This window comes from Cesiribacter sp. SM1, assembly GCF_020178975.1.
GTDB lineage: Bacteria > Bacteroidota > Bacteroidia > Cytophagales > Cyclobacteriaceae > Cesiribacter.
Genome location: NZ_JAHXBU010000041.1, coordinates 144,176 through 171,100, shown reverse-complemented (window position 1 = coordinate 171,100; position 26,925 = coordinate 144,176). Strand labels below are relative to the sequence as shown.

At 49.3% G+C, this 26,925-nt stretch carries 17 protein-coding genes; 9 read left to right on the top strand and 8 right to left on the bottom strand.

Going from position 1 to position 26,925, the window contains the following annotated elements; genetic code table 11:
• From KWJ01_RS06425 to KWJ01_RS06405, 5 genes are all read left to right on the top strand, one after another.
• A partial coding sequence (locus KWJ01_RS06425) for an FG-GAP-like repeat-containing protein (RefSeq protein WP_224995604.1) occupies positions 1 to 1,905 on the top strand: 1,905 nt, incomplete at its 5' end.
• A 195-nt stretch (positions 1,906 to 2,100) separates the two neighbouring features.
• Positions 2,101 to 5,535 carry a VCBS repeat-containing protein gene (locus KWJ01_RS06420; protein WP_224995603.1) on the top strand — a complete coding sequence of 1,145 codons (3,435 nt, stop codon included), beginning with the start codon at positions 2,101 to 2,103 and terminating at the stop codon, positions 5,533 to 5,535.
• A 12-nt stretch (positions 5,536 to 5,547) separates the two neighbouring features.
• A complete protein-coding gene (locus KWJ01_RS06415; protein WP_224995602.1) occupies positions 5,548 to 6,900 on the top strand; it encodes a vanadium-dependent haloperoxidase in 1,353 nt (450 codons plus the stop codon).
• 182 nt (positions 6,901 to 7,082) lie between these two features.
• Positions 7,083 to 8,864, top strand: coding sequence for a glycoside hydrolase family 9 protein (locus tag KWJ01_RS06410; RefSeq protein WP_224995601.1), 1,782 nt, complete (start codon positions 7,083 to 7,085; stop codon positions 8,862 to 8,864).
• A gap of 458 nt (positions 8,865 to 9,322) precedes the next feature.
• Positions 9,323 to 11,560: a glycoside hydrolase family 3 C-terminal domain-containing protein gene (locus KWJ01_RS06405; RefSeq protein WP_224995600.1), complete on the top strand. Its 2,238-nt coding sequence runs from the start codon at positions 9,323 to 9,325 to the stop codon at positions 11,558 to 11,560.
• A 163-nt stretch (positions 11,561 to 11,723) separates the two neighbouring features.
• Here the strand turns inward: KWJ01_RS06405 and KWJ01_RS06400 are convergent, their stop codons facing one another.
• From KWJ01_RS06400 to KWJ01_RS06390, 3 genes are read right to left on the bottom strand one after another with little or no spacing between them, the layout of a single operon-like run.
• Complete coding sequence (locus KWJ01_RS06400; RefSeq protein WP_224995599.1) at positions 11,724 to 13,286, bottom strand: hypothetical protein; 1,563 nt, start codon at positions 13,284 to 13,286, stop codon at positions 11,724 to 11,726.
• On the bottom strand, positions 13,264 to 14,472 hold the full coding sequence (gene glf, locus KWJ01_RS06395) for a UDP-galactopyranose mutase (RefSeq protein ID WP_224995598.1): 1,209 nt from the start codon (positions 14,470 to 14,472) through the stop codon (positions 13,264 to 13,266). Before glf ends, KWJ01_RS06400 begins: the two co-directional genes overlap by 23 nt.
• Before the next feature lie 49 nt (positions 14,473 to 14,521).
• Positions 14,522 to 15,733, bottom strand: a complete 1,212-nt coding sequence (locus KWJ01_RS06390; protein ID WP_224995597.1) for a glycosyltransferase family 1 protein — start codon at positions 15,731 to 15,733, stop codon at positions 14,522 to 14,524.
• Positions 15,734 to 16,114: 381 nt separating this feature from the next.
• Here KWJ01_RS06390 and KWJ01_RS06385 point away from each other — a divergent pair, with 381 nt between their 5' ends.
• Positions 16,115 to 16,855, top strand: a complete 741-nt coding sequence (locus KWJ01_RS06385; protein ID WP_224995596.1) for a hypothetical protein — start codon at positions 16,115 to 16,117, stop codon at positions 16,853 to 16,855.
• Between the two features lie 53 nt (positions 16,856 to 16,908).
• Here KWJ01_RS06385 and KWJ01_RS06380 read toward each other — a convergent pair whose 3' ends face one another.
• Positions 16,909 to 19,155 (bottom strand): family 1 glycosylhydrolase, encoded by a 2,247-nt coding sequence (locus KWJ01_RS06380; RefSeq protein ID WP_224995595.1) that lies wholly within the window; start codon positions 19,153 to 19,155, stop codon positions 16,909 to 16,911.
• Positions 19,156 to 19,647: 492 nt separating this feature from the next.
• On the bottom strand, positions 19,648 to 21,714 hold the full coding sequence (locus KWJ01_RS06375) for a hypothetical protein (protein WP_224995594.1): 2,067 nt from the start codon (positions 21,712 to 21,714) through the stop codon (positions 19,648 to 19,650).
• A gap of 519 nt (positions 21,715 to 22,233) precedes the next feature.
• Here KWJ01_RS06375 and KWJ01_RS06370 point away from each other — a divergent pair.
• The gene (locus KWJ01_RS06370; protein ID WP_224995593.1) at positions 22,234 to 23,022 is read left to right on the top strand and encodes a DUF72 domain-containing protein; all 789 of its coding nucleotides are present in this window, start codon (positions 22,234 to 22,236) and stop codon (positions 23,020 to 23,022) included.
• 30 nt (positions 23,023 to 23,052) lie between these two features.
• Here the strand turns inward: KWJ01_RS06370 and KWJ01_RS06365 are convergent, their stop codons facing one another.
• Positions 23,053 to 23,625, bottom strand: a complete 573-nt coding sequence (locus KWJ01_RS06365; RefSeq protein ID WP_224995592.1) for a pentapeptide repeat-containing protein — start codon at positions 23,623 to 23,625, stop codon at positions 23,053 to 23,055.
• A 459-nt stretch (positions 23,626 to 24,084) separates the two neighbouring features.
• On the opposite strand from KWJ01_RS06365, the gene KWJ01_RS06360 reads away from it, so the two are divergent.
• Positions 24,085 to 25,095: an NAD(P)/FAD-dependent oxidoreductase gene (locus KWJ01_RS06360; RefSeq protein WP_224995591.1), complete on the top strand. Its 1,011-nt coding sequence runs from the start codon at positions 24,085 to 24,087 to the stop codon at positions 25,093 to 25,095.
• Complete coding sequence (locus KWJ01_RS06355) at positions 25,095 to 25,418, top strand: 2Fe-2S iron-sulfur cluster-binding protein (RefSeq protein WP_224995590.1); 324 nt, start codon at positions 25,095 to 25,097, stop codon at positions 25,416 to 25,418. The genes KWJ01_RS06360 and KWJ01_RS06355 overlap by 1 nt, the downstream gene beginning before the upstream one ends.
• A gap of 101 nt (positions 25,419 to 25,519) precedes the next feature.
• Here KWJ01_RS06355 and KWJ01_RS06350 read toward each other — a convergent pair whose 3' ends face one another.
• Both KWJ01_RS06350 and KWJ01_RS06345 read right to left on the bottom strand, forming a co-directional pair.
• The gene (locus KWJ01_RS06350; protein ID WP_224995589.1) at positions 25,520 to 26,398 is read right to left on the bottom strand and encodes a phosphatase PAP2 family protein; all 879 of its coding nucleotides are present in this window, start codon (positions 26,396 to 26,398) and stop codon (positions 25,520 to 25,522) included.
• A gap of 34 nt (positions 26,399 to 26,432) precedes the next feature.
• Positions 26,433 to 26,831 (bottom strand): hypothetical protein, encoded by a 399-nt coding sequence (locus KWJ01_RS06345; RefSeq protein WP_224995588.1) that lies wholly within the window; start codon positions 26,829 to 26,831, stop codon positions 26,433 to 26,435.
• Between the last annotated feature and the right edge of the window lie 94 nt (positions 26,832 to 26,925).

Below are 26,925 nucleotides of genomic sequence, written 5' to 3'. Positions count from 1 at the left end.
AATGGAGCAGTGTATGCAGATTTGGATGGAGATGGCGACCTGGACCTGGTGGTAAACAACATCAACAAGCCAGCCTTCATCTACGAGAACAGGGCCAGTGAGCAGCGCTCCCACCACCACTACCTGCAGCTGCAGCTAAAGGGAGCAGGCGCCAACACAGCAGGTATAGGGGCAAAGGTGCAGCTGTGGGCAAAAGGAAAGCAGCAGTACCAGGAGCAGATGCCCAACAGGGGCTACCAGTCCAGTGTATCACCGCTTCTGCACTTTGGCCTTGGCAGTGAGGCAGCAGTAGACTCGCTGCGCATCATCTGGCCCACAGGCAAAACACAGCTGCTGGAAGCAGTAAAAGCCAACCAGCTGCTGGTGCTGGAGGAGCAGCATGCCAGTGCCACTTATCGCTATCCCAAAGCCAGTCCTGCGGCCCTGCAGCAGGTAGCATCACCCATAGCCTATGCCCAGGCAAAGAGCAACATCAACGACTTTAAGCGCCAGCCCCTGTTGGTGAACCCGCTTTCATTCTCCGGTCCCTGTATGGTAAAAGCAGATGTAGATGCCGATGGCCTGGAGGATGTGCTCATAGGCGGAGCCGCCGGCCAGGCAGCTAAGCTATACCTGCAGCAGAAAGGGGGCAGCTTCAAAGAGAAAGCAGTCGCTGCTTTTGCAGAGGATGCAGGCAGTGAGGACACAGATGCTGTTTTCTTTGATGCCAATGCAGATGGCAGGCAGGACCTCTACATCAGCAGTGGAGGTTATGGTAACTTTATGCCAGAAGATAAGCTGCTGCAGGACCGCCTGTACCTGGGCGATGGCAGGGGAGGCTTTGTTAAAGCAGATGCACTGCCCCCTATGCTCACCAGCACATCAGTGGTACGGGCAGCAGATCTTAACGGCGATGGCAGAGAAGATCTGTTTGTAGGAGGAAGGGTCATACCGGGAAGATATCCTGAAGCACCCAGGAGCTATGTGCTCATCAACGAAGGCAGTGGAACAGCGGTAAAGTTCAGTGACAGAACGGCAGCAGTAGCGCCACAGCTGCAGCAGCCGGGCATGGTCACCGATGCTGCTTTTCATGATCTCAATGGCGATGGCGCAAAAGAACTCATTGTAGTAGGAGAGTGGATGCCGCTACAGGTATACTCTTCTAAAGAAGGAAAGCTCACCGACGACACCCAAAGCTACTTTGAGAAGCGCTATACCGGCTGGTGGAACAAGCTGCTGGTGGGCGACTTCAATGCAGATGGCAAAGCAGACCTGCTCATTGGCAACATGGGAGAGAACACACAGGTAAAGGTGCAGGAAGGACAGCCGGCAGAGCTCTACTACAAAGACTTCGATGAGAACGGATCAGTAGATCCTATCCTGTGCTTCTACATCCAGGGCAGCAGCTATCCCTATGTGACCAGAGACGAGCTGCTGGACCAGATCTCGATGCTGCGCACGCGCTTTACCAGCTACGAGAGCTATGCAGATGCTACCATTGGCAGCATCTTCAGCCAGCAGGAGATGAAGGATGTGGGCAGGCTCTCTGCCAATTACCTGAAGACAGCCTACTTCGAAGGTACGGGAGCTAAGTTCAGAGAAAAGGAGCTACCCCTGGAGGTGCAGTACTCACCTGTTTATGCCATGGCAGTGACAGACTACAATGGAGATGGCAGGCAGGATGTGGTGCTGGGGGGCAACATCCATGAGGCAAGGCTAAGGTTTGGCAGGTATGATGCTTCTTATGGCATGCTGCTGCAGGGGGATGGCAAGGGAGGCTTCAGCTATGTGCCGCAAAGAGAGTCGGGCCTGAAGATCAAAGGTGACATCAGAAGCATCCTTAGCATCAACAACACCCTGCTCTTCGGCATCAATCAGCAAAGCATTAAGGCTTATAAGGTAAAGAAGCCTGTTGTGAACCAGTAAAATTTGAGCCTTTAAGCTGATGGCAGGAACTTGTAAGCCAGCCGTTAAGGTTAAAAATTAATTGCAGTATTTCTGCCTCTGAATGTAAGATATTGATAATGAGGAATGAGAAAGTGGCATTGTTCAGTCTTGTTCTTTGAATATCATAGAATTGATATAGCGATTTATTTCCAGGCTGATATTCCATACCAATAAATGCGGAAATTAAAGATCTACAACCTGCTTTCTGCAGTAGCTTCCTTAACTGTTCTGGCCGCCTGCCAGCCACAGGCCAGTAAAGAAGAGGATGTAGCTAGTGCAGGAATTGAACAGACTGCTCCGGCTGAAACACTCTTCCGGATATTACCTGCGGATAAAACAGGCGTAGCCTTCAACAATACAGTTAAGGAAAGTCCGCTGGGGAATATTATGGCCTACCAGTATTTTTATAATGGTGGTGGCGTAGCAGTTGGCGATGTAGATGGCGATGGCCTGCAGGATATATACTTCTCAGGCAATATGGTACCCAACCGCCTGTACCTGAATAAAGGCAAAAAGGGAGCAGCCCCGCTGCAATTCCAGGATATTACAGAGGTAGCAGGCGTTGCCGGTCGTGAAAAGAACTGGAAAACCGGTGTAAGCATGGCCGATGTGAACGGCGATGGCCTGCTGGATATCTACCTGTGCTACTCGGGCAGTTTGCCTGAGCAGGCCCGGGTAAATCAGTTATTCATTAACCAGGGTCCCAATGAACAGGGCATTCCCCACTTCAGCGAACAAGCCGCTGAGTATGGCTTAGCCGATGCCGCTTACAGCACCCATGCCACCTTCTTCGACTACGACAGGGACGGCGACCTGGACATGTTCCTGCTCAACCACAATCCTTTTCTTTATAAGAATTTAGATGATGTCAGCATCAATGAAAAGCTGAAGCAAACTGAGCCCATGATGCGGGTAAAGCTTTACCGCAACGATAAGGGGGCAAAGGGCGCTCCAAAGTTTACTGATATTACAGAAAAGGCAGGATTCCAGGGCTCTGGCTTTACTTATGCCCTGGGGGCTGGTGTAGCGGATGTTAACAGCGATGGTTGGCCGGATATCTACCTCTCTAACGACTACTCTGCACCCGACTATCTGTACATCAATAATAGAAATGGCACTTTTACCGACAGGCTTCAAAGCAGCATAGGCCATATTCCCATTTATTCCATGGGTAACGATGTATCCGATATCAACAATGATGGTCTGCCGGATATTTTTGTGCTGGACATGCTGCCTGAAGATAACCGCCGCCAGAAGCTGCTCTTCTCGCCAGATAATTATGAGCAGTTTGAGCTGTACCAGCGCGTTGGTTTCCACAGCCAGTACATGCGAAACATGCTGCAGCTCAATACCGGTGTAGATGAAAATGGTGCTCCTGTATTTAGTGAGATCGGGCAGCTGGCCGGCATCTCCAACACCGACTGGAGCTGGGCCCCTCTTTTTGCCGATTACGACAACGACGGCTGGAAAGACCTCTTCGTGAGCAATGGCTTTCTGAAAGATTTTACGAATCTCGATTTTATCAAGTACTCCAAAAACTTCTTTCAGACTACACCACGTGGTCCGGGTATGGCAGAAAACCTGATGGCCCTGCTGGCAAAGATGCCTTCCTCTAACGTAAATAACTACATCTACCGCAATGAGGGAGGTGAGCGTTTCAGTAACCAGGGCCAGTCCTGGGGAATGGATGTATCCTCAAACAGCAATGGAGCAGTGTATGCAGATTTGGATGGAGATGGCGACCTGGACCTGGTGGTAAACAACATCAACAAGCCAGCCTTCATCTACGAGAACAGGGCCAGTGAGCAGCGCTCCCACCACCACTACCTGCAGCTGCAGCTAAAGGGAGCAGGCGCCAACACAGCAGGTATAGGGGCAAAGGTGCAGCTGTGGGCAAAAGGAAAGCAGCAGTACCAGGAGCAGATGCCCAACAGGGGCTACCAGTCCAGTGTATCACCGCTTCTGCACTTTGGCCTTGGCAGTGAGGCAGCAGTAGACTCGCTGCGCATCATCTGGCCCACAGGCAAAACACAGCTGCTGGAAGCAGTAAAAGCCAACCAGCTGCTGGTGCTGGAGGAGCAGCATGCCAGTGCCACTTATCGCTATCCCAAAGCCAGTCCTGCGGCCCTGCAGCAGGTAGCATCACCCATAGCCTATGCCCAGGCAAAGAGCAACATCAACGACTTTAAGCGCCAGCCCCTGTTGGTGAACCCGCTTTCATTCTCCGGTCCCTGTATGGTAAAAGCAGATGTAGATGCCGATGGCCTGGAGGATGTGCTCATAGGCGGAGCCGCCGGCCAGGCAGCTAAGCTATACCTGCAGCAGAAAGGGGGCAGCTTCAAAGAGAAAGCAGTCGCTGCTTTTGCAGAGGATGCAGGCAGTGAGGACACAGATGCTGTTTTCTTTGATGCCAATGCAGATGGCAGGCAGGACCTCTACATCAGCAGTGGAGGTTATGGTAACTTTATGCCAGAAGATAAGCTGCTGCAGGACCGCCTGTACCTGGGCGATGGCAGGGGAGGCTTTGTTAAAGCAGATGCACTGCCCCCTATGCTCACCAGCACATCAGTGGTACGGGCAGCAGATCTTAACGGCGATGGCAGAGAAGATCTGTTTGTAGGAGGAAGGGTCATACCGGGAAGATATCCTGAAGCACCCAGGAGCTATGTGCTCATCAACGAAGGCAGTGGAACAGCGGTAAAGTTCAGTGACAGAACGGCAGCAGTAGCGCCACAGCTGCAGCAGCCGGGCATGGTCACCGATGCTGCTTTTCATGATCTCAATGGCGATGGCGCAAAAGAACTCATTGTAGTAGGAGAGTGGATGCCGCTACAGGTATACTCTTCTAAAGAAGGAAAGCTCACCGACGACACCCAAAGCTACTTTGAGAAGCGCTATACCGGCTGGTGGAACAAGCTGCTGGTGGGCGACTTCAATGCAGATGGCAAAGCAGACCTGCTCATTGGCAACATGGGAGAGAACACACAGGTAAAGGTGCAGGAAGGACAGCCGGCAGAGCTCTACTACAAAGACTTCGATGAGAACGGATCAGTAGATCCTATCCTGTGCTTCTACATCCAGGGCAGCAGCTATCCCTATGTGACCAGAGACGAGCTGCTGGACCAGATCTCGATGCTGCGCACGCGCTTTACCAGCTACGAGAGCTATGCAGATGCTACCATTGGCAGCATCTTCAGCCAGCAGGAGATGAAGGATGTGGGCAGGCTCTCTGCCAATTACCTGAAGACAGCCTACTTCGAAGGTACGGGAGCTAAGTTCAGAGAAAAGGAGCTACCCCTGGAGGTGCAGTACTCACCTGTTTATGCCATGGCAGTGACAGACTACAATGGAGATGGCAGGCAGGATGTGGTGCTGGGGGGCAACATCCATGAGGCAAGGCTAAGGTTTGGCAGGTATGATGCTTCTTATGGCATGCTGCTGCAGGGGGATGGCAAGGGAGGCTTCAGCTATGTGCCGCAAGGAGAGTCGGGCCTGAAGATCAAAGGTGACATCAGAAGCATCCTTAGCATCAACAACACCCTGCTCTTCGGCATCAACCAGCAAAGCATTAAGGCTTATAAGCTGCAGGGTAAAAAACAGGCACTTTAGTTATATTTAGAAATGAAAAACCGGGTTCTATTTTCTCTCGCTATTCTTTTGTTGCTGATAGGCTGCAAGGAGAAGGCCGAAGTGCAGCCTCAGTTCAGCAGCCGGCAGATCAGTGAGGTAATTGCCAGGATGACGGATATTATGGTACATGATGTTACCAACCCGCCGCTGGCAGGCCGTTTCTTTTCTTATGCCTGCCTGGCCGGCTACGAGGTGGTGGCACAAAACGATACTGCCTACAGCAGCATGCACGGTGTGCTGAACGGCTACCCTCAGATAGAAAAGCCCGATACCATTAGCGGCTATTCCTATGAGCTAAGTGCAATTTTGGCTATGCTGGAAACCGCTAAGAAAATGCAGCCCTCCGGTACCATGCTTGAAGAATACCAGCAGCAGCTCCTGGATTCCTTAAAGGCAGGTGGTGTTTCAGAAGCACTTCTTACCAACTCCCTGAACTATGCCGTAGTAGTTAGCAAGCAGATACTGGCATATGCAAAGGCCGATAAGTATAACCAGATCAGCAATTACCCCCGCTATACGCCACTGGAAGAAGAAGGCAGCTGGTACCCAACCCCCCCGGGATTTTTTGCACCTGTAGAGCCGTACTTCAACACCATTCGTGCCTTTACGCTTGATGATAATGCCCAGTTTAAACCTGCACCTCCGGCAGCCTTCTCTACGAATAAGGATTCTGATTTCTACAGGCTGCTCATGGAAACTTACGAAAAGGGCGGTACCAAATTATCAGAAGAGGAGAGGCTTATCGCTTCTTTCTGGGACTGCAACCCCTTTGCCCTGCAGGATAATGGCCACCTGATGGTAGGTGCCAAAAAGATATCTCCCGGTGCGCACTGGCTTGGCATTACCGGCATTGCCTGCGAAAAGGCCGGGGTGGATTTTTCCAAAGCCATGAAGATTAACACCGTAGTGTCTGTTTCGCTTATGGATGGGTTTGTTGCCTGCTGGGACGAAAAATTCAGGAGTCATCGCATCAGGCCCGAAACGGCCATCAGAAAGCATATCGATCCAAACTGGCAGCCCCTTTTACAAACACCGCCTTTCCCGGAATACTTAAGCGGACATTCTACCATCTCATCGGCTGCTGCTGTGGTGCTAACCCACTACCTTGGCGATAATTTTGAGTATGTCGATACTGTTGAGGTACGCTTTGGCCTGCCTTCGCGTAAGTTTACCTCATTCCAGCAGGCTGCTATAGAAGCCGGCATCTCGCGCCTGTACGGCGGTATTCATTATATGGATGCCATCGATAACGGCCGTACCCAGGGTTTGCAGGTTGGCGAGTGGGTGTTGCGAAGGGTAGAAAAAAGTGCTGCAGCAAGTGGTGTGGTAGCAGATAATCACTAGTGCTGTTACAGTGCTTTACAGCAATAGCTAATAAATGCTGCGGCGCTACCTGCTTAGTTCCGATTTTTGGAAAATAAAAGATGATATAAGGGCTTAAGTCATTGAAACGGCGCTAAAGCCTCCTGTAAATTAACCAGATTACAACCAACCAATATTTATTCTGTCCCTCCTAAAACAAATTTATGCGTAATTACATCACAAGCAGGATCTGCTGTACCTTTTTGTGCCTACTGCTTTTAAGCGGACTGCAGGCGCAGCAGCAGTCCGAAAGAATTCGCCTAAACCAGCTGGGCTTTTACCCTGCTGCCGAAAAAATAGCAGTGGTAGTTGGCGAAAGCCAAGGGGGTAAATTTTACCTCAAGACCCCGGATCGCTCTAAAACTGTTTATACCGGGCAGTTATCCCAGGCAAAACCATCAGAATTCTCTAAAAAACCAACACGTGTTGCCGACTTTTCGCAGTTTACCAATGCAGGAACCTATGTGTTGGATATCCCTGGCGTTGGCTATTCATATCCTTTTGAAATAAAAAATGAGGTGCATAAAGAGGTGGCCGATGCTTCTCTGAAAGGCTTCTACTTTATTCGTGCCTCTACCGCCCTGCCCGAAAAATATGCAGGCAAGTGGAACCGCCCGGCAGGCCACCCCGACAATAAGGTGCTGGTACATGCCTCTGCGGCTAGCGGGCAGCGTCCGGAGGGTACTGTGCTTTCCTCACCACGCGGCTGGTACGATGCCGGCGATTATAACAAATACGTGGTAAACAGCGGTATTACCATGGGTACACTGCTGTCGGCTTACGAAGATTTTCCGGAGTTCTTCAAGGCACAGAACCTGGATATACCAGAGAGCGGCAATAAGGTGCCCGATGTGCTGGATGAGGTGCTGTGGAACCTGCGCTGGCTGCTTACAATGCAGGACCCGAACGATGGTGGAGTATACCACAAGCTTACCACCGCTAATTTTGAGGGCATGATTATGCCGGCAGCAGCAAAGAACCAGCGCTATGTGGTACAGAAAAATACAGCCGCTACCCTGGATTTTGCAGCTGTAACAGCACAGGCCAGCCGGGTATACCGCAACTTTAGCCAGGAGTTTCCAGGTCTGGCAGACTCCTGCCTCCAGGCTTCCGTAAGGGCCTGGGAGTGGGCGCAAAAAAATCCAAAAGTCCTGTACGATCAGAATGCCATGAACAAGCAGTTTGAGCCGGATGTAACCACAGGTGCCTATGGCGACAGGGATGTAAGCGACGAATTTATCTGGGCGGCGGCAGAACTGTATACCACCACCAAAAAAGACAGCTACTATACTGCGGTTACCATGCTGCCTGATGCCCTGATGCCCCTGCCTTCCTGGCCACAGGTGAGGCTGCTGGGCTACTACACCCTGCTGCGGCATGAGAACAACTTAACCCCTGCGGCACAAAAAGACCTGCCCGAAATTAAAAAGCGTGTAATAGCCTTTGCCAACCAGCTTATGGAAGGTAGTGCCGAGCGATCTTACAGAACAGTAATGGGAAAATCTGAAAAAGATTATATCTGGGGCAGCAGTTCTGTGGCTGCAAACCAGGGAATTGCCCTTATCCAGGCCTATCAATTAACAGGAGATAAAAAATACCTAAGCGGGGCCCTCTCCAACCTGGATTACCTGCTGGGCAGAAATGCCACCGGCTACTCCTTCGTAACCGGTTATGGCGATAAACCTGTGATGAATCCTCACCACCGACCCTCTGTGGCCGATGCCGTGGCAGAGCCAGTGCCAGGACTCCTTTCAGGTGGCCCCAACGCCCGTGCCGCACAGCAGGATAAATGCACCACCTACCAGTCTACCTCTCCCGACGAGGTTTTTACTGATGATGACTGCTCCTACGCATCCAATGAGATAGCTATCAACTGGAATGCTCCACTGGTGTACCTGGCAAGTGCGGTTGAAGCACTTCAGGCCAAACCTAAGAAAGATATGTAGTACTGCTTGTTACCTTTCCAGGCGTAATACGATAAGCATTGCCTGTAGCAGGAGAATATTTGCCTGCTACAGGCAATGTTTTTTTGTGTGTATTCATTTTATACCCCTTTTTGAAGCATTTCATCCCGCTAATCTGCATTCTTTTAGGGACTTTTGATTATCGATTTACTGATGATTCCGATTGCACTAACGTTTGTGTTGCAACATTAAACTGGCTGTGTTGCCTTGGGTATGCTTACCAGTAATCTGTAAGTAGTAAGTACTCTGCAACTGGTGGTGGCATAAAATACTGCAAATAAAGTTTTGCAGGCTATAGATTCAGAGACGAAAGGAAAGGGCTCTACTTCTTGTAGTAAAGCTGTTGGGTACAGATAAATGCTGCGCACTTACCAACAGACAGATCAGCTGGAAAGAAAACCCTGTGATAAAAAATAGTAAACGCTTCAATATGCAGGTATATGTACACCCTAAAAGCGAAGAAATTAATAAGTAAACCATTTGCCATTGTCAGGCAGCTTGGTTCTTTGTTTGCCTTAGCCATAGGTGTGGCGGCATGTTCGTCTTCTGCCGAGAACGTTCAGGCACCTGGTATGCCGGAATCAAAAGGCATCATGGCGTATGAGAGCAGAATTGATTCCCTGATTGCCCGGATGACCCTGGAAGAAAAGTTGGGCATGATCCACGCAAATTCTTCCTTTACATCGGGAGGCGTGGCGCGTTTGGGTATTCCTGAACTTAGCATGTCTGATGGCCCTCATGGCGTAAGGCCCGAGCATGGCCGCGACTGGATCCCTGATAATGCCGGCGACGATTCTGTAACCTACCTGCCTACCGGTATTGCACTGGCCGCTACCTGGAATCCGGAACTGGGTTATGCTTTCGGGAAAGTGCTGGGTAGCGAAGCCAGGAAACGTGGAAAAGACGTAATCCTGGGGCCTGGTGTAAACATTATGCGCACACCCCTGAACGGGCGTAACTTCGAATACCTAAGCGAAGATCCTCACCTTGCCGCAGTTATGGCTGTTGGCTATATAAAGGGTGTTCAGGATCAGGGTGTGGCGGCCTGTGTAAAACACTTTGCAGCAAATAACCAGGAAATTAAGCGCTCCAGCATTAATGTGGAAATGAGCGAGCGGGCCCTCCAGGAAATTTACCTGCCAGCCTTTAAAGCCTCTGTAGAAGAGGGAGGCGTGCTTTCCGTAATGGGCTCCTACAATAAATTTCGTGGACAGTATGCTACACACAACGCTTACCTGATCAACGAGATATTGAAAGGGGAGTGGGGCTTTAAAGGGCTTGTGATGAGCGACTGGGGTGCCGTGCACAATACAATGGAAGCACTCCTTTACGGCACAGATGTAGAAATGGGCACAGACCTGCTGCAAATGCCCAACATTGACTACAAAAAGTTTCACCTGGCAGATACGGTGGTAGGCCTGATCAAGAGTGGAAAGGTGCCCGAGTCTGTTGTGGATGATAAGGTGCGGCGTATTCTGCGGGTGATGTATCATTCCGGCATGTTTTCCGATCGCCCGGCCGGTGAGGTCAACACCAAAGCCCATCAGCAAACTGCCCTGCAGGTAGCAGAGGAGTCTATTGTGCTGCTTAAGAACGAAGGCAGCATACTGCCATTGCAAAAAGGAAAGATCAGGTCTGTTGCTGTTATAGGTGCCAACGCAAGCAGAAAGCAGGCAATGGGTGGGGGCAGCTCACAGGTGCGTGCCATTTATGAGGTAACACCGCTGGAAGGCTTGCAAAAGCTTGCAGGCGATGGGGTAGAGATCAGCTATGCACCCGGCTTTGAAGTTTCCAGGGCAGAAAAATCTAATGCCAAACTTATTAGTGAGGCTGTAGCAGCTGCAAAACGTGCCGACGTGGTGGTGTATGTTGGCGGCTGGACACACGGTTATACCGATGAGTGGAATGGTGGCGCCTATGATATGGAGGGAGCCGATAAACCCTCTATGGCACTACCCTTTGAACAGGATAAGCTTATTGATGCCCTGCTAGAGGCAAACCCTAAAACAGTGGTGGTGCTGATGGGTGGTGGTGCTGTAGATATGAGTGCCTGGTACGAGCGTACTCCCGGCATACTGCAGGCCTGGTACCCCGGTATGGAGGGCGGCACTGCCCTGGCGGGTATCTTGTTTGGCGATGTGAACCCATCGGGAAAGCTACCTGCTACCTTTCCTAAAAAGTTAGAGGATTCTCCAGCTCATGCCCTTGGTGAGTATCCCGGAGATAAGGATACCCTTAACGTTAATTACAAAGAAGATATTTTTGTAGGTTACCGCTACCACGATACCTACAAGGTAGAGCCTCTCTTTAGCTTCGGCCATGGTCTCTCCTACACCACTTTTGAATACAGCAATATGCGGGTGCAGGAGCAGAAGGGAGTGCTGGAAGTAACTGTAAATGTGAAAAATACCGGTAAAGTGCCAGGTAGGGAAGTTGTGCAGCTTTATGTGCAGGATGTGGAGGCTTCTGTAAAACGCCCTGAAAAAGAACTGAAAGCTTTTGCTAAACTATCCCTGGATCCGGGCGATGCAAAGGATATTACCCTGAGACTGCCTAAAGAAGCTTTCCAGTTTTACAGCGAAGAAAGCAAGCAGTGGGTACTCGAGCCAGGCAAATTTAAGCTGCTGGCGGGAAGTTCCTCCCGGGACATTCGTTTAGCAAAAGAGGTGAGCAGATAAGCTAAACTTATGGCGGCTGCTAACATAACCTTCAGGGGGCGATAGGGAATACATGTTAAGAGTGCTTCTTCTGATGAGTGTACATCCAGTTTGTACTGTAAAGCATTTGCCCGGCTAAGCCGGGCTTTTTTGCTCCCTGCTTATATAAACACCTTGTCTTACTTTAGTCGAGCTTACTGATAGCCATTGCCAGATCAGTTGCCACGTGAACTGGCTCAACAGAAAAATTGCCATCTTTAGAATGATGGGCAGAAAAAGTATGTGTGGGAATACCGTTTAGCGTACTCCAGAAAGTAATCTGGTACTTGCCTGCAAGTAAGCCTGGTACAGTAACCCGCATAGCTGCAGGATGTGCCACAGCATTAAGAGTGCCATCGGCTGCCAATGGGTGCCGCCGGAGCAGCCATACAATAGCCTGCTGGCTGTCGCCGCAGGCAAAAGAGGCAAAATCAGGATTACTGGTCTTAACTTCTTCATTCAGGTTTTTTCTGCTGAAGTGGGACCAGTCTATCAGGGGAACAAAGTCTGCTAACGCTTTTTGTGCCCGCCGCATGCCATGGGTAAGCACGTGGGGGTGTCGGTTTGGCCAGCGCATGCCGCCACCGGCTCCGCCAGAGGCAAAGTGGGCCCACTGCATATGGCGGAAGTATTCATCATCAAAAGACTCCGGCAGGGTAATCTTGCGATCCTTAAATGCATGAATAGGGCCATGCTCACTATCGAAAAAAGGCCTGCTGCCGGGTATATGTTGCAGGGCCTCCCGCACCAGTTTACCGGTACTAATAGCCGGGCCTACCGTGTCCTTTGGGTTATTGATCGTGTTGGTATCGTAAAAATGATTGGTGGCAAAATCCAGGGAGGGGTGCCTGAAAATTACATCCGCAACATCGGGATAGTCGTACAGTACAGGGCCGTAAAGAGAAACCGTCTGCAGGTGAGAGCGGCCATACAGCCGCTGTTCGGTTTCGCGCAGGTGCTGGCTTATTTCACGGATAAAACCGTCAAAAACATCTGTGCGGTTATTGGCATGAGCCGGATGAATTTCATTCCAGAGGTCCCAGGCAAAGAGCACACCGCTGCCACCCCAGCGCCCGGTAGCAAAGCTCAGCCGCTTCTTAATTGCTTCTAAGGTATGGGGGCACAACAGCCATTCAGAACGGCTGTTGCAGGGCCCTCCCTTTGCCTTGTTGTAGGGATGGTGTTTCCACCGTATCCACATCCAGAAGGTATCGAAGGGTGTTAGCAGTATACGCAGCCTGTGCTTTGCACAGAGTGCAAAAAGATCGTCCCATAGCTTTACCATGTTGGGGGAGAAAGTGCCGGCAGGGCTCTCGAAATACCGATGCTCCACCTGCGCATATTCCAGCATAAAGCGCAGGCAGGTAACGCCGTTTTCGGCAAGCCAGGCCAGGTGAGCATCTACCTGCTGCAGGTTTTTGCGACGAAAGGCATTGGCAAAGTCAGGCCAGGTAATAGCATCGTTCTGCCCGATTGGGGTCCAGGCGTTGCCTTTTTCTGTTATGAAGTAAGGAGCACCGGGTGCCAGCTGTATCCAGGGCAATTCTTCAGCAGCAGGCTGTTTTTGTAAACTGCCGTAATGCCTGGCAGCTGCGGCCTTACCATTCGTAAGACTGCTGCTGCCAGGCTTTTGTTCACTAGGTGCTTCTGTTGTTAAATTATTTGCTGCTTGTAACGAAAACTGTTTAATCGGCTTTGTGCTTTCCATTGCTACTAATACCTGCAACCACGCCATTTAATGTTTTGGCTTTACCATTGCCATTGAGCTTCACGGGTGCACGATCTGCTAATTTTACCACTTCTTTTGTTGCCGATAGCTTCTTGAAAAGCGTAAGTGCCTGTGCCACCACCTGGTCCATGTTGTAGTAGCGGTAAGTAGCCAGGCGGCCCACGAAATGTACGCCCGGGGTTTCATCAGCAAGTTTTTTGTACCGGGTGTACAGCTCTGCATTTTCGGGTTTGGGTACAGGGTAGTAGGGATCGCCCTCGGCTTTGGGGTATTCGTAAACAATACTTGTTTTTGGGTGCTGCTGTCCCGTCAGGTACTTAAATTCGGTAATGCGGGTGTAGGGGTGTTCATTTGGGTAATTCACCACCGGGGCTGGCTGATGCAGCTGCTCATCCAAAGTTTCGTGCTTAAACTCCAGCGAGCGGTAAGGCAGTTTACCATACCTGAAATCAAAATACTCATCTACCGGGCCGGTGTAAATCATCTCCCTGAAAGGGATTACATCCAGAATCTCGTGATAATCGGTGTTGAGCATGATTTTAATGTTGGGATGGTCCAGCATTTTCTCGAACATATAGGTATAGCCTCTCAGTGGCATGGCCTGATAGGTATCCGAGAAGTACCTGTCGTCGCGGTTGGTGCGCACCGGTACCCGGGAGGTAACTGACTTATCCAGTTCAGAGGGATCCATGCCCCACTGCTTGCGGGTGTAGTTGCGGAAGAACTTTTCGTACAGCTCCCGCCCCACGCGGCTTACCACCACATCTTCTGAGGTTCGGATGGGGTTGATCTCTTCTGCTTTGGACTGAAAAAAATCCTCGACCTCAAATGAGGTGAGGTTAAGCCCGTACAGCTTGTTAATGGTATCCAGGTTGATGGGAATTGGTACCAGCTGTCCGTCAACGCTTGCCTGCACCCGGTGTTCATAAGGGCGCCATTCTGTAAACCTGGATAAATAATCGAATACATCTTTGGAATTAGTATGAAAAATGTGGGGACCATATTTATGCACCAGGATACCATCTTTATTGAAATGGTCGTAAGCATTACCTGCTATGTGGTTCCTTTTATCAATGATAAGAACCTTTTTATTCATTTGGGTGGCAAGGCGTTCGGCTAATACACTGCCCGCAAAGCCTGCTCCCACTATCAGATAGTCGAACATAAAAAAATCTCCTCTGTTAAGTTCTTAAAAGTATTAGTCTGCAGCGCAGTTAGCTGTTTTTGAGCTGTAAAGCATTGTTCATCTGCTCAACCATTGCCTGCCAGGTTTTATCCCATGAGATGTTAGTTAAAAAGCGATCCACCTTTTCCTTCCATTGCTCATCATCCTGCTGGGCCAGGGCTTTTTCAATAGCCGCTACAAATTCCTGCGGGGTGCCGGCAATATGTACGAGCTGTTGCTCTCCATAAGGTCTTATTACATCCCGAATAGGGGTAGATACCACAGGCTTGCCTGCAGAAAGGTATTCCGGTGTTTTAGTGGGGCTGATAAAGCGGGTAGATTCATTGATGGCAAAAGGCAGCATTGCTACAGACCAGCCACTTAAATAAACTGGCAGCTCCTTATATGATTTGCCTCCCAGGTAGTGCAGGTTGGGGCGTTGTGGCAAATCTGCAGGATCTATTTTTACCACCGGTCCAACCATTACCAGCTGCCATTCAGGTTTGGCGTCTGCCACAGCTGCAAGTAGTTCCAGGTCCATGCGTTCATCGATCACGCCGAAGAAGCCAATACGGGGCTCTGCAATGGAGGCCTGGTCAGAAGGTTGCTCCAGCGCCTGGCGTGCCTGTGCAAAATGAGCTTTATCAATGCTGCTGGGGAAGGCATGTACGCTTGGGTGCTGCTTTTGCTTCGCCTCATACAGGCTCTGGCCGCCTGTAAATACCAGGTCAGCCCTGTTAAACAGCTCCTTTTCCAGCTCTTTCAGTTTTACAGGTGCAAATTTAAAGGCCGAGAGCTCGTCCATGCAGTCGTAAACAGTAAGAACAGGATTAAAATGATCTGTAAACCCAAGGGCCATAGGGGTGTAGTACCAGAAAATGTAGCGTTCCAGCCCTTTTTCTGCAAAAAACTTGTCCAGTAGCTGGCGCTGTTCCATTTCAACATGTTCGGGCGACAGGCCATGCGGTAGGTGTGGTACCACCAGCTGTATGTTCTGTTCTCTTCCGGATACCTCCAGCCTGGGCTCGGTATTATCTTCAAAAATAGGTTCTTCTATAAAATACAAACGGGTATGGCGGGCAAAGCGCGATAACAGGTGCTGTGGCCGCTGGTATACAAAATCCCACCGCAAATGGGACAGGCATACTACATCTGGTAGATTCTGTATAAATTCTTTGGTTGTTGTGGTCTGGGTTGTGCTGGCCTGATGTGTGGCACCTGGCTTGTTTACTGTGCTGTTGTGGCCGCCTGAGGTCGGCATAGGGGTTTCTAGCTTTTCTTTGTACATACAAATAAATAATAAAGATGCCTGCCCTGAAAAAAATGCAGGTTGTACTATTAAAAGTGTAAAGAGGATGAAGGGGTCTGTACCACCAGCCAAGCTCCTTCTTGGTTTAGATTAAACTCGCTTCATAAGGAAAAGTTGCACAGGAACAGTATGTTAAAGAAGATTTATTTGAATGATAACCAGAAGGGCTTAAGCTTTTTAAATGAAAGTTTAGCGATTGAATGCCTGTGCAATGGTGATAAGGGCTAAATAGCAGAATTTCATTCGATTGCAGCAGGTCTGCAGGAGTACTTTATCTTGTAAAGCAGCTGTTTTTGTTATGCACTTACTTAAAACATCCTGCATCTTTGCAGGGTGAAAAAACAGGAAAAAGCAGGAAAAACTACATCCGCTGGTAACGGTATTGGCACCCGAAATGAACGGTCGCTGCATGCTGCCCTTAAGCAATGGTACGCACTTCCCGGGGATAGATTCGAGGTGCCACTGATGGGATTTGTTATTGACCTGGTGCGAGGGGGTCAGCTTATTGAAATACAGACACGAAACTTTACGGCAATCCGGCAAAAGATTAAGAAGCTGGTAGAGGAACATAAAGTGCACTTACTGCATCCTATCACACTAGAGAAGTGGATTGTGCAGGTAGATGCTACGGGTAGCACTGTTCTATCCAGGCGTAAATCTCCCCGGAAGGGGCATCTGTCAGATCTGTTTGCGGAACTGGTACGCATGCCCGAGTTAATCAGGCACGAAAACCTGAGCCTTGAGTTTCCCCTGATTCAGGAAGAGGAAGTGCGCTGCCCCGATGGGCAGGGAAGCTGGCGCCGTAAACGGGTAAGTGTAAAAGACCGGCGCCTGCTGCAGGTGCTAAGTACGCATCGTTTTGTTACTGCCGCTGATTTTCTACAGTTTCTGCCGGTCAGCCTGCCTGTTCCCTTCTCCAACAAATGTTTGGCAGCCGCTACGGCGCTGCCCCTGTACCGCTGCAGGCAAATAACCTATTGCCTGCGTAAAATGGGGCTAATTGTGCAGGTTGGGAAAAAAGCAAATGAAATACTTTACGAAATAAAAGAGCAGGAGCAGGCCGCCTGTGCTTAGGCTGGTTTTTACATATACATGTATACTATTCTTTCTTTTCTGAATCCTTTGCGTCAGGAGGTTACCGCTTCCGGGTAAACAGGAGCAGTAGCAGCAGTTTCTCTTTCCCGTATATAGCGGCTAATGGCATCGTCCAGCTGAGGTAGCAGTATGCCTTTTTCGCTGCCAAGAGCGCTGTAGGTTGGGCGAATTGCTTTGTAGCCTAGCTGCTTTGCTTCAGTGGCCTTTATCAGTTCAGGGTTTAAGTTGGCTATTTCTGCTGTTCTAAAGGCAAAGTCAGCCAACGATATTTCTGAAGGGTTTGTGAGGTGCCAGATGCCGGCAGCCCTGTCCAGTATCAGGTCCAGTGTGTTGTTCACAAGATCAGGTATATAAGTTGGCGAAACAATGTGATCTTTAGAGGCAAAGAAGTATCTGTTTTCCTCCAGTGTTCTTACCATCTGGCTAATAAAGTTGTACTCATCCCAGGGACCGAAAAAAGAGCTGGTTCTGATGACAAGTGCAGCCGGGTTTACCTTCAGTACCTTGGTTTCTGCACAGAGCTTTGATAAACCATAAACGTTAAGTGGAGCTGCCGGATTGCTCTCCAGGTAGGGGGAGTGCGCTTTTCCATCAAAAACAAGATCTGTAGAGAAGGTGGTGAACTGGGCGTTATACCTTAAACAAGCCGCAGCCAGCAGCGCCGGGCCTTCTGTATTTTCAAGAAAGCAGCGGTCCTGCATCCTTTCTGCTTCATCTACTTTAACATAGCCTGCCGTGTTGATTACTGCCCAGGGCTGGTAATGGCGCAGGGCGTTCTCTATAGATTCCTGGCTGGTAATATCCAGCTCCTGCCTGCTAAGGATGTGATAGGATATGTTTCTGATCTTACAAATTCTTGCAAAGGCTCTGCCGAGTGTGCCTGTAGCACCTGTAATAAGTATGGTTCTGGAGGGAGGCTCCGGCAAGGGCCCTTTTTTCATCGATACCACCTGTGGCAGCTCCCGTGCTGTTGGCTTTCCGCTGTAATTAAAGTAGCTGGCGCCCGGGTTTTTCCACCAGCCGTCTGCCTCCAGTACAGGATGCGCTGGTGTTTCTCCATTTGCCAGCTTTTTAATGAGCCATGCCAGTGCTGTAGGCCTGGGTTTGCCCGATCTTACATCAAATACCCCCGATTCGTAAAAGTTGTTTTTCTGAGTTAGCAGTGTATTCCAGTCGTAAGCACCTAACATAGACCAGGCGGTAATGCCTCTGATATCCACCCCTTCGTGCTTTAGCTTGCAAACAGCATTCCAGGCTTCCATAAACCACCTTAGCTGCTCTTCGCGGGTAGCGCCTAAATGCACTTCGGTAAGGGCCAGCGGAAGATTATACCGTTCTGCTGCTTCTTTTAATATGTTGTAATGGCCCGCCCTTTTGTTGATGTCGGCCCTTACCACATCTACATCGGCATAGCGGTCTCTTCCATTGCCGGCATGCGACCATGCCGGGTAGTGCTGCATATTTTCATCCAGAAATCTTTCGCTGGTAATGTAATGGTTAATGCCAATGATATCGGGTGCATAGTGGTTGCTGCTAAAGTATTCCAGCTCCTTTTCGCTTACCTTTCCCAGTTCCAGAAGATAACCTGTCATCAGGCTGTTTTCCTGAATTTTTCCGCACAGAAGATCCAGGGAAGACCACCGGCGTTCGTTCTCAAACCTGCACTGGTAGGCCATTTTTTTTGTGCTGTGGCACTTGCCCATGTCTTCTGTCTGCACCAGCTGGGCATTTGGTATTATTCTCTTTATGGCTTTCATGGCCATAACGGTGGCTTTGCACTGGTTTAAGAGGGCCGTAGAGAAAGATTGGGCATCTCTGCTGTGCGGATACCAGTGGCCATAAAGGCAGCTGAAACGTGCGGTGGTGAGAGGTTCGTTAATGGGCGTAAACAGCTCCAGCCAGGGGTAACGCTCGGCTACAGCCACCGCATACTCGGTAAATTTTTCGGCAAAATCTGGGTCTGTGAGGCTGGTGTAGGAGGGGCCACTGCCATGATGGAGCAAGCCGGCAATAGGCGTAATCCCCAGGCCCTGCAGCTTTTCAAGGCGCTCATCAACCCACGACCAGTCTGCTTTTTTAAGACCATTTGGAGCTACGCTTTCCCATACTACCGGGTAGCGCAAGGTTTTGATGCCTAATGCTGCAATGAGTTCCAGGTCACTGATGCGGGTTTGATGGCCGCTGTTGTCCAGCTGATTTCTGTACTCATCCTTCAGCCGATGCACGGTACATTCAATACCTCCCCATACAGGGATAATGGTTTTATCTACTCCAGCCATTGCTTGTTGTTTGTTGTACATCCCTACTCACTAAAAAATAAATCATCTGGGTCTGATTCAGGTGTTGCAGGATGCCTGTTCCGGCAAGTGATTATTTGAAATTTTGCACAAACACTTGCTACCGTGTTTATGCTTTCAGATAAACAACATATATAATGATTAACACTTGCTGTTTGTTTTCTAGATCTGCCTTTAATTAGGCTGTGTCTGACGAACACCCTCCGGCCTCAAAAAAGAACCTTTGCCCAGGGGCAAAATTCATTATTTTCAGATCCAAAAGTATTCATCAGAAATAAGCTGGTGAGCCAGGGCCTGCATTAAAATTATTATTACCGGTACAGGAAAAGCCTGCTACTTTCCGGCAGCGACCAATCGGGTTACTTGTTGCGCGAGTAGCCTGTGGCGCCTGTGCAGGTACTGCCTGTTGGGCGGTCAATAATTCCTGCAGCCCTATAAAAAACAAAGCCCCTTCCGGCGGGAAGAGGCTTTGTTTTATCTTTTCCTGGTCAGGAAATCTTTCGCCCTGTTATCGGTAAGCAGCTCCCAGATAGAGGAAACCGTCCAGCCCGGAGCAAAAAGATCGTTATAGAAACCTTTGCCGAAGTGACCGTAGTCCCAGTCGGTATGCTGCACCACCTCGGGGTAATAACCTTCTTTGGCAATACCCACCATATGGCCTTTGTAAGGCAGCAGCTGCTCACGCATGGAAGAGCGGATAAGATCGGCAAACTGGGCAAAACGCAGCTCACCTGTTTCTTCTGCCAGCCATTTCAGCACTTCATCGAACTCGAACACATACACATCTATGTGGTTGTTCTCTACCGACACATTACCCCAGCCACGGCTTTTCAGGCCAATATCGCCCAGCATCTGGCCCTGTGCAAAGGGTACATCCCAGGTGTAGTACCACGAAAGGGTAAAGTAGGCGGCCTGCTTTGCCAGTGAGGTGTAGCGTATCTTTTCGCCACCTACTGTTACCATGGCCATGTAATACAGGGCTACGGCAGCGTAAAGAGAGGCTTCCTTGTCTTCACAATCGGCATCCAGGGTAGAAGAGAAGTAGTCCGATTTGGAGATCATCTCTTTATCCTGGTAATCAATAACCTTGCGGGCAGCGTTCAGGTAGCGGTCGTCGTCGAAGTATTTATAGGCCATTACCAGCGCAGGAACGGCAGATGGAGAGCTGCCACCAACAGCATCTACTATGCGGCCGTTGCCTTTAAACTTGCGCGGAAAGCTTCCATCGAACATTTGCAGGGCAAGTAGCAGGTCCAGCAGGTTCAGGATACGCTCTTCCCAGAGTGGGTGCCTTCTGCCTCTTTGCTTCTCGTAATCGAGGTAGAGCAGGATGGCATAAATACCTTCTGACTGGCGGCGAATAGAATAAAGATCTTTTTTAACCGGGTAGCCATGGTACTCGCCCACCAGCTCGCGAATAAAGCCCTCTTTTGAAAAGCCCCACTGCTCATAGCTGTTCAGTACGGAATAGGCAATTTTTTTCAGCTTTTCATCGCCCTGCTCCTCGGCCCACTCCAGGGCATTAAAGCCATTGAGCAGTACGCGGCCTACAAACCCTACCTCCAGTAATTTGCCTGGTTTGCAGGCATTGGTTTCCAGGTGCACACCAGAAAAACCTTTGAGCCGGCCTACTTCAACATAAGATTCATGGTAAAAGCTGCTCAGTACTTTTTTGATTTCTGCATCGCTTAGCTTATTGCTGTTAAGCGGCTGTGGCTGAAACAGGTCGTAGGAGCAGGTCCAGATCTGTTTCATGTACTCGGCATAATCAAAGGCCTCAAACTTAATAAGCTGGTAGCGCAGCGTAATGCTTTCTCCTTTTTTTAAGTAGAGGAAAGATGTTACAGGAGCGCCCAGGCTAAGCTTGCGGTAGTAGCTGTGGGGCGCCTCCATATAAGGATAGGCAAAAGAAAGGTGCGGAGTTCCATCTTCTTCACCAAAACCAAGCGCACCCATATCGGAAGGGCCGCTAAGGATTACCTCACCATGGTTGTGCTGGGCAAGGGCATGCTTTTCGATCTTGTCTGTACGAACAAGCGAATAGCTAAGGCCTTTTTCGTTATCGAATATGCCCACCAGTGGTGTGCTTAGGCGGTCTTCGCGTACAATCCAGTTTTTGCTTACCCTCTCAGAAGGTGTATGCTGTGGCGAGCGCAGGTTTTTGCGGTACCAGAAGCCGGGCAGGTAGAGGTAAGCATCATCATAAGCCAGCTCTGGTGTATCCAGCCTTCCCTGCAGGCTAAAATATGCATCTGCTTCAGCTTTTATGTTGATAACCAGTGCTACATTGCTGCTGTGCAGCGGATTTGCAGCCACCGAGCTTATCTCCTGCCTTATTTTTAGGGGTAAAGGCTCATTTGCCTCCAGCATGCCACTCTCTGCAACTGATTTCAGGGCATGTACAGTGGCGGTGTTGCCGGGTTGCTTCAGCAACAGTTTATAACTCAAATGTTGACTAACCTCTTCTTCCAGTCCCCCGGGAGCAACATAGGCGCTGCCGTTATTCCACAGGTAGAGGTTCATCAGCTTATCTGATTGCATATCTACTATAAATCTTTTTTCTACTTTGTTTAATCTGTTCTTCGTTTCCCTGCCAGCTGTACCTGCTATAGTAAAATACTGATTTGTTCTGATCCTGAAATTTTACTAATTAGCCGCTAAGTAGGAGGGGAGGTTTATTGGCACTAGAGAGATTACTTAAAGGGATGCAAAGAGCGTGCCTAAATCTCTGCGGGTTTCCCTAAACGCTTGATTGTGTGATCCTGTATACTTTAATCCTTCTTTTTTGCCTTCAGCTAGCCTTCGTTAGTTTCCTTGGCAGGAATGCCTCAGGGAAGTTGAATTCAAATACAAGTTATATTAGAAATGGAATATTTTCTGGTTTAATAATGGGCAAAACTTGCACGGGCGCTACATTTTTTTTCATCGGCCAGCTTAGTACAGTAACTTTAAAAATGGCCATAGCGGCCTCTGGAGTGAAGGTACCGGCTTTAGTTATGTGTGCAGCCTAACCTTAACGTTTAGAGACCGTTAGGAAAATAAGGCTAAAAACAAACATGCATGGAGCGAAAGATCTACATTGGCACGTCGGGCTGGCACTACAAGCACTGGATGGGTACCTTCTACCCCCATGGCCTTAAATCAAAAGACTTTACCCGTTATTACCTGAATTTTTTCAGGAGTGTAGAAATCAATAATTCGTTTTATAGACTGCCCTCAGCCCAGACCTTTGCCGGCTGGCGTGCTGCCGTGCCCCCTGATTTTTTGTTTGCCGTTAAAGCAAGCCGCTTTATCACGCACATGAAAAAGCTCACAGACCCACAGCAGAGCATAGCGCGTTTCTTTGAAAATGTACAGGCGCTTGAGGAGAAGCTGGGGCCAATCCTTTTTCAGCTGCCTCCCTTCATGAACATATCCATGCATAAGCTAGAGGATTTTCTGAAAGCCCTGCCGCCCTACTACCGCTATACCTTTGAGTTCAGGAACCACAGCTGGTACAACCCGGCTGTAATGGAGTTGCTGCGGCGCTATAACATAGCCTTTTGTATTTATGAGCTCGACAGGCACTTATCGCCTTTTGAGATAACTGCAGATTTTGTATATGTGCGCCTGCACGGGCCCGAAGGTAAATATGCCGGCAGCTACAGCGACGAAGGCATGCACTGGTGGGCCAACAATTGCCTGGAGTGGCAGCGGCAGGGACGCGATGTTTACATTTACTTCGATAACGACCAGAACGGCTATGCAGCCCACAATGCTAAATTATTGCAGCAGCTGGTTTGGGAGCGTATGGGTATTTCTCCGGACCTGGGTCAATGGAATCTGGATCAGCAGCAATCGCTGTTTTAGGCTTCCTGCAACCTGGCAGGTGCTGCTGCTTTATTCTATCTGAATATCGTATTTGGCCAGCAGGCCAAGTACCCCCTGCTGGGAAAACTTTGCTTTCTTTATCATATTCAGTTCCGGATCGATGGCAAAGTTATAGGCCGTAATAAAATTAGCTTCCTGCAGATTGGTTCTGTTAAACACGGCTCCCTGCAGGTCTGTATTATCAAACAAGGCTTTATTTAATACAGCATTGCTAAAGATGGTGCTCTTTAGGGAAGAGTTCCTGAAAGACGCCTTGCTCATTTTTTTATTCACAAAAGAGGCGTAATCCAGCAGGCAGTTTTCGAAGCGCACCGAAAAGAGCAGGTCGGCGCAATCATTAAAGTTTACGCCAATCAGCTTACACTCTTTGAAAAATATACCATCCATGGTAGCCTGGTTCAGTTTCAGGAGCCCCATGTTGCAGCCGGTAAAAGTACAGTCGGTAAAACGGTTGCCTGAAAAATCACTGCCCGAAAAGTCACATACCTTGAAATGGCATTTTTCAAATTCCCGGTTCTTTAGTGCTTTTCCGGAGTAGTTGAGGTTTTCAAACAGTTTATGCTGATGAACAATTGGCTCCATGTGCTATATCAATACTTGATGGGGGATGTATATTATAGGTTGTCTGGGTTTTGCAGCTTAGGTTTAACAGCTGTTGCTGTGGGTTTGGAAAAGTTTAAATACTGACTGCAAAACCGGGTGTCAATATAGTAGCTTTTTGCGCAATTCATGAATAATAAGATCTGCGGCACCACCAGTAGGTATGCTGTGCTGCTGGGTGCGGTGTTGGTATTTTGCCAGTGTGCCAGCCAATTCCACATGTTAAACTTTTAATCCTGCAGTACATTTGTTTTTGTACTCATTCAAGTAATGAAGGGGAACAAAACAGCTTTGGAATGTCGTTAAAAGTAGGCGATCAGCAGCAAGCAGGTTCAGGATTGGACTTTAAAAGGCTTTAATTTAGCCTGAAATTGTGTTTGATGCCGTGGCGTGCTATATCTTTGCACCGCCAAGTACATACAACCTAAAACAACTTCTGTAATGAAGAACATAACAACTGATATTTGTGTGGTCGGGGCCGGGCCGGTTGGTCTTTTTGCGGTGTTTGAAGCAGGATTGCTCAAAATGCGCTGCCATGTGGTAGATGCCCTGCCTGCAGTTGGCGGACAACTAACTGAAATATATCCTAAAAAGCCGATTTATGATATTCCGGGCTTTCCCGAAGTACTGGCCGGAGACCTGGTGAAAAACCTGCAAAAGCAGATCGAGCCATTTCATCCTACCTTTACCCTGGGTGAGCGCGTAGAACACCTGAACAAACTGGAGGACGGCACCATACAGGTAACTACTGTAGATGGTACCGAAATTAACTGCAAAGCAGTATTTATAGCCGGTGGCCTTGGTTCTTTTGAACCACGCAAGCCTGCTATACCAAACCTGGAGAAGTACGAAAGCCACGGCATCGACTATATGGTGAAAGACCCTGAAAAATACAGGGGCAAGCGCATTGTAATTGCCGGTGGTGGCGACTCTGCCCTCGACTGGACCATCTTCCTGGCCGATGTAGCCGAAGAGCTAACGCTCGTTCACCGTGGCAGCAGCTTCCGTGGCGCGCCCGAGTCTGCAGATAAGGTAGCCGCCCTGGCGGCGGCAGGCAAAATTAAGCTGCAGCTGAATGCCAATGTGGTAGAGGTGCATGGTGAGAATAGTCTTAAAGCTGTTATCGTGCAGCCCGACAAAGGTGATTCTCATGCCCTGGAGGTCGATTACTTTATTCCGCTCTTTGGCCTGGTGCCAAAGCTGGGGCCTATCGATCAGTGGGGGCTGGAGCTGGAGAAAGGGGCCATTGTGGTCAATACTTTCGATTATTCTACCAACATACCGGGCGTTTATGCTATAGGCGATATTAATACTTACCCGGGCAAGCTAAAGCTGATTTTATGTGGCTTCCACGAATCGGCACTGGCAGCACAAAGTGCTTATAAGCTGGTGTTCCCAGATAAGAAGTTCTCCTTAAAATACACGACCGTAAACGGCATACAAGAGCTCTAATGGAAAACATGATAAACCTGTTCGTGCAACAGGAAAACGGCGAAAGGCTTAAGCTGGAGGCACCTACTGATATGGGCCTTTCGGTAATGGAAGTACTAAAGGCGCATGAGCTGGAAGTGCAGGCCATGTGTGGCGGAATGGCTATTTGTGCCACCTGCCATGTAGAAGTGCTGGAAAGCGGTGAGCTGCCAGAGCAGAGCGAAGACGAAGCCTACATGCTGGAATCGCTGCCGCATGCTGTTGCTGGCAGCCGTCTGTCATGTCAGCTGCGGGTATCTCCCGAGCTGGATGGCCTGGTAGTACGCATTATGCCGGAGGCTTAACATTATGCCGGAGGCTTAACTCTGGGTGGTATAAAAAGGACTACGACCTAAAAAAAATGCCCCGTCTGACCGACGGGGCATTTTTTTTAGGTCGTAGTCCTTCAGAAGGTAAGTGCAGCGTGTACACCATAGGGCGTTGGCTGAATGTTAAGTGTTACATCTTTAGGCAGCTGGCTGCGGTGTATCATTGGGATGAGCAGGCCTACACCTGCACCCACTGCGTAGCCTGCTAAAACATCTGTGGGGAAATGCTTGCCCGAGGTGTACCGCCACACAGCAATGGTGCCCGGAATTACCACAGCGCCAGACCAGGCCGCCCATTTCCATCCAGGCCTGTCGGCATAGCGATCAACCATATAGGCCGTTAAATACATAAAGGAGGCCGAGGCGGCCACGTGACCCGACCAGAAGGAGTGGCGGGCGCTCACCTTTGTTCTGTCTTTCAGCAGCGCATCCGGATTATATACATAAGGTCGTTTACGTCTGAACAGGCCCTTGCTAAGGTTGGTGAGCCCACCTGTGAGGGCGGCTGTTTCCAGATACATCACCATTACCGCCAGGGACTCCCGCCTGATGGAGCGCGATGCCAGCACTGAGAAAGGTGCAATAGCACTTACGCCCAGCAGGTAATCGCTTAGGTTTGAGTCAAGTTCTCTTAAGTTGTCAACAGCGCCTCTGTCGAAGGAGTTGATAGCGTTAGGGTCCAGTGCTGCCAGTTGTGATTCGGTAAGCTGAGGCACCCTTGCCTTTAGGATAAAGCCTCCAATGGCCATGGCGGCCCCGCCTGCTAAAATAGGGATGTCTTTTTTTGCTTTGAACTCAAACCTTGGATCTCCTAATACGGGTGGTGGCAGCATAGGACTTAACGGACCCTGTTCCAGCCCTGCGCTATCTGCAGCTGCCGGTACCTGTGCTGCTAATGGTTGAATGCTGATGCTAAAGCTTAGCCAGAGGATTAGTATTTTTATTGTTTTATCCATATTGTAATAATCTGCTATTTGAAATGTATATCTGCTATCTGGTGGTTACGGAGGAGTCATTTTTTAATAAGCGGGCCATTCCATTTGTGCCAGCCCAGAGCCAGAGCAGAATAATAATAGTTTCTGCTACAGCATCGTAGCGGTAAATATCAGCAATCACATCCCGGGTGCTGTAAATAATATCAATGGCAGTAAGTCCCAGGGCACCACCTATTCCAAGCCATTTTATTTCAAGTGTAACTGTTTTTCTGAACCCGGCAACAGACAGCAACAGGCCTATCACCAGTATCAGAACAGAAACAGTATAGAGCAGCCAGATGTCTTCTTTAGGGCCTGTTACCCATAAAAAGCTTGGCAGGTGAATCATAGGCCAGATGCCTGTAGCTGCCCAGAAAATGCCTTGAAGTACAGCAATGGTGTTAACGTTTCGCATGAAGGTTTTAAAGCGTTGTTAATATCAAAACCTGGCAGGATGCGTATGGTTTGATTAATGGGAGATTGAGCTGCTGCTGCTGTGCACCGGAAAG

Bases quoted from the DNA above. Each gene is read 5' to 3' on its own strand.
- KWJ01_RS06420 (WP_224995603.1), top strand. From the start codon at position 2,101: ATGCGGAAATTAAAGATCTACAACCTGCTTTCTGCAGTAGCTTCCTTA.
- KWJ01_RS06415 (WP_224995602.1), top strand. From the start codon at position 5,548: ATGAAAAACCGGGTTCTATTTTCTCTCGCTATTCTTTTGTTGCTGATA.
- KWJ01_RS06410 (WP_224995601.1), top strand. From the start codon at position 7,083: ATGCGTAATTACATCACAAGCAGGATCTGCTGTACCTTTTTGTGCCTA.
- KWJ01_RS06405 (WP_224995600.1), top strand. From the start codon at position 9,323: ATGTACACCCTAAAAGCGAAGAAATTAATAAGTAAACCATTTGCCATT.
- KWJ01_RS06400 (WP_224995599.1), bottom strand. From the start codon at position 13,286: ATGGAAAGCACAAAGCCGATTAAACAGTTTTCGTTACAAGCAGCAAAT.
- glf (WP_224995598.1), bottom strand. From the start codon at position 14,472: ATGTTCGACTATCTGATAGTGGGAGCAGGCTTTGCGGGCAGTGTATTA.
- KWJ01_RS06390 (WP_224995597.1), bottom strand. From the start codon at position 15,733: ATGCCGACCTCAGGCGGCCACAACAGCACAGTAAACAAGCCAGGTGCC.
- KWJ01_RS06380 (WP_224995595.1), bottom strand. From the start codon at position 19,155: ATGGCTGGAGTAGATAAAACCATTATCCCTGTATGGGGAGGTATTGAA.
- KWJ01_RS06375 (WP_224995594.1), bottom strand. From the start codon at position 21,714: ATGCAATCAGATAAGCTGATGAACCTCTACCTGTGGAATAACGGCAGC.
- KWJ01_RS06370 (WP_224995593.1), top strand. From the start codon at position 22,234: ATGGAGCGAAAGATCTACATTGGCACGTCGGGCTGGCACTACAAGCAC.
- KWJ01_RS06365 (WP_224995592.1), bottom strand. From the start codon at position 23,625: ATGGAGCCAATTGTTCATCAGCATAAACTGTTTGAAAACCTCAACTAC.
- KWJ01_RS06360 (WP_224995591.1), top strand. From the start codon at position 24,085: ATGAAGAACATAACAACTGATATTTGTGTGGTCGGGGCCGGGCCGGTT.
- KWJ01_RS06355 (WP_224995590.1), top strand. From the start codon at position 25,095: ATGGAAAACATGATAAACCTGTTCGTGCAACAGGAAAACGGCGAAAGG.
- KWJ01_RS06350 (WP_224995589.1), bottom strand. From the start codon at position 26,398: ATGGATAAAACAATAAAAATACTAATCCTCTGGCTAAGCTTTAGCATC.
- KWJ01_RS06345 (WP_224995588.1), bottom strand. From the start codon at position 26,831: ATGCGAAACGTTAACACCATTGCTGTACTTCAAGGCATTTTCTGGGCA.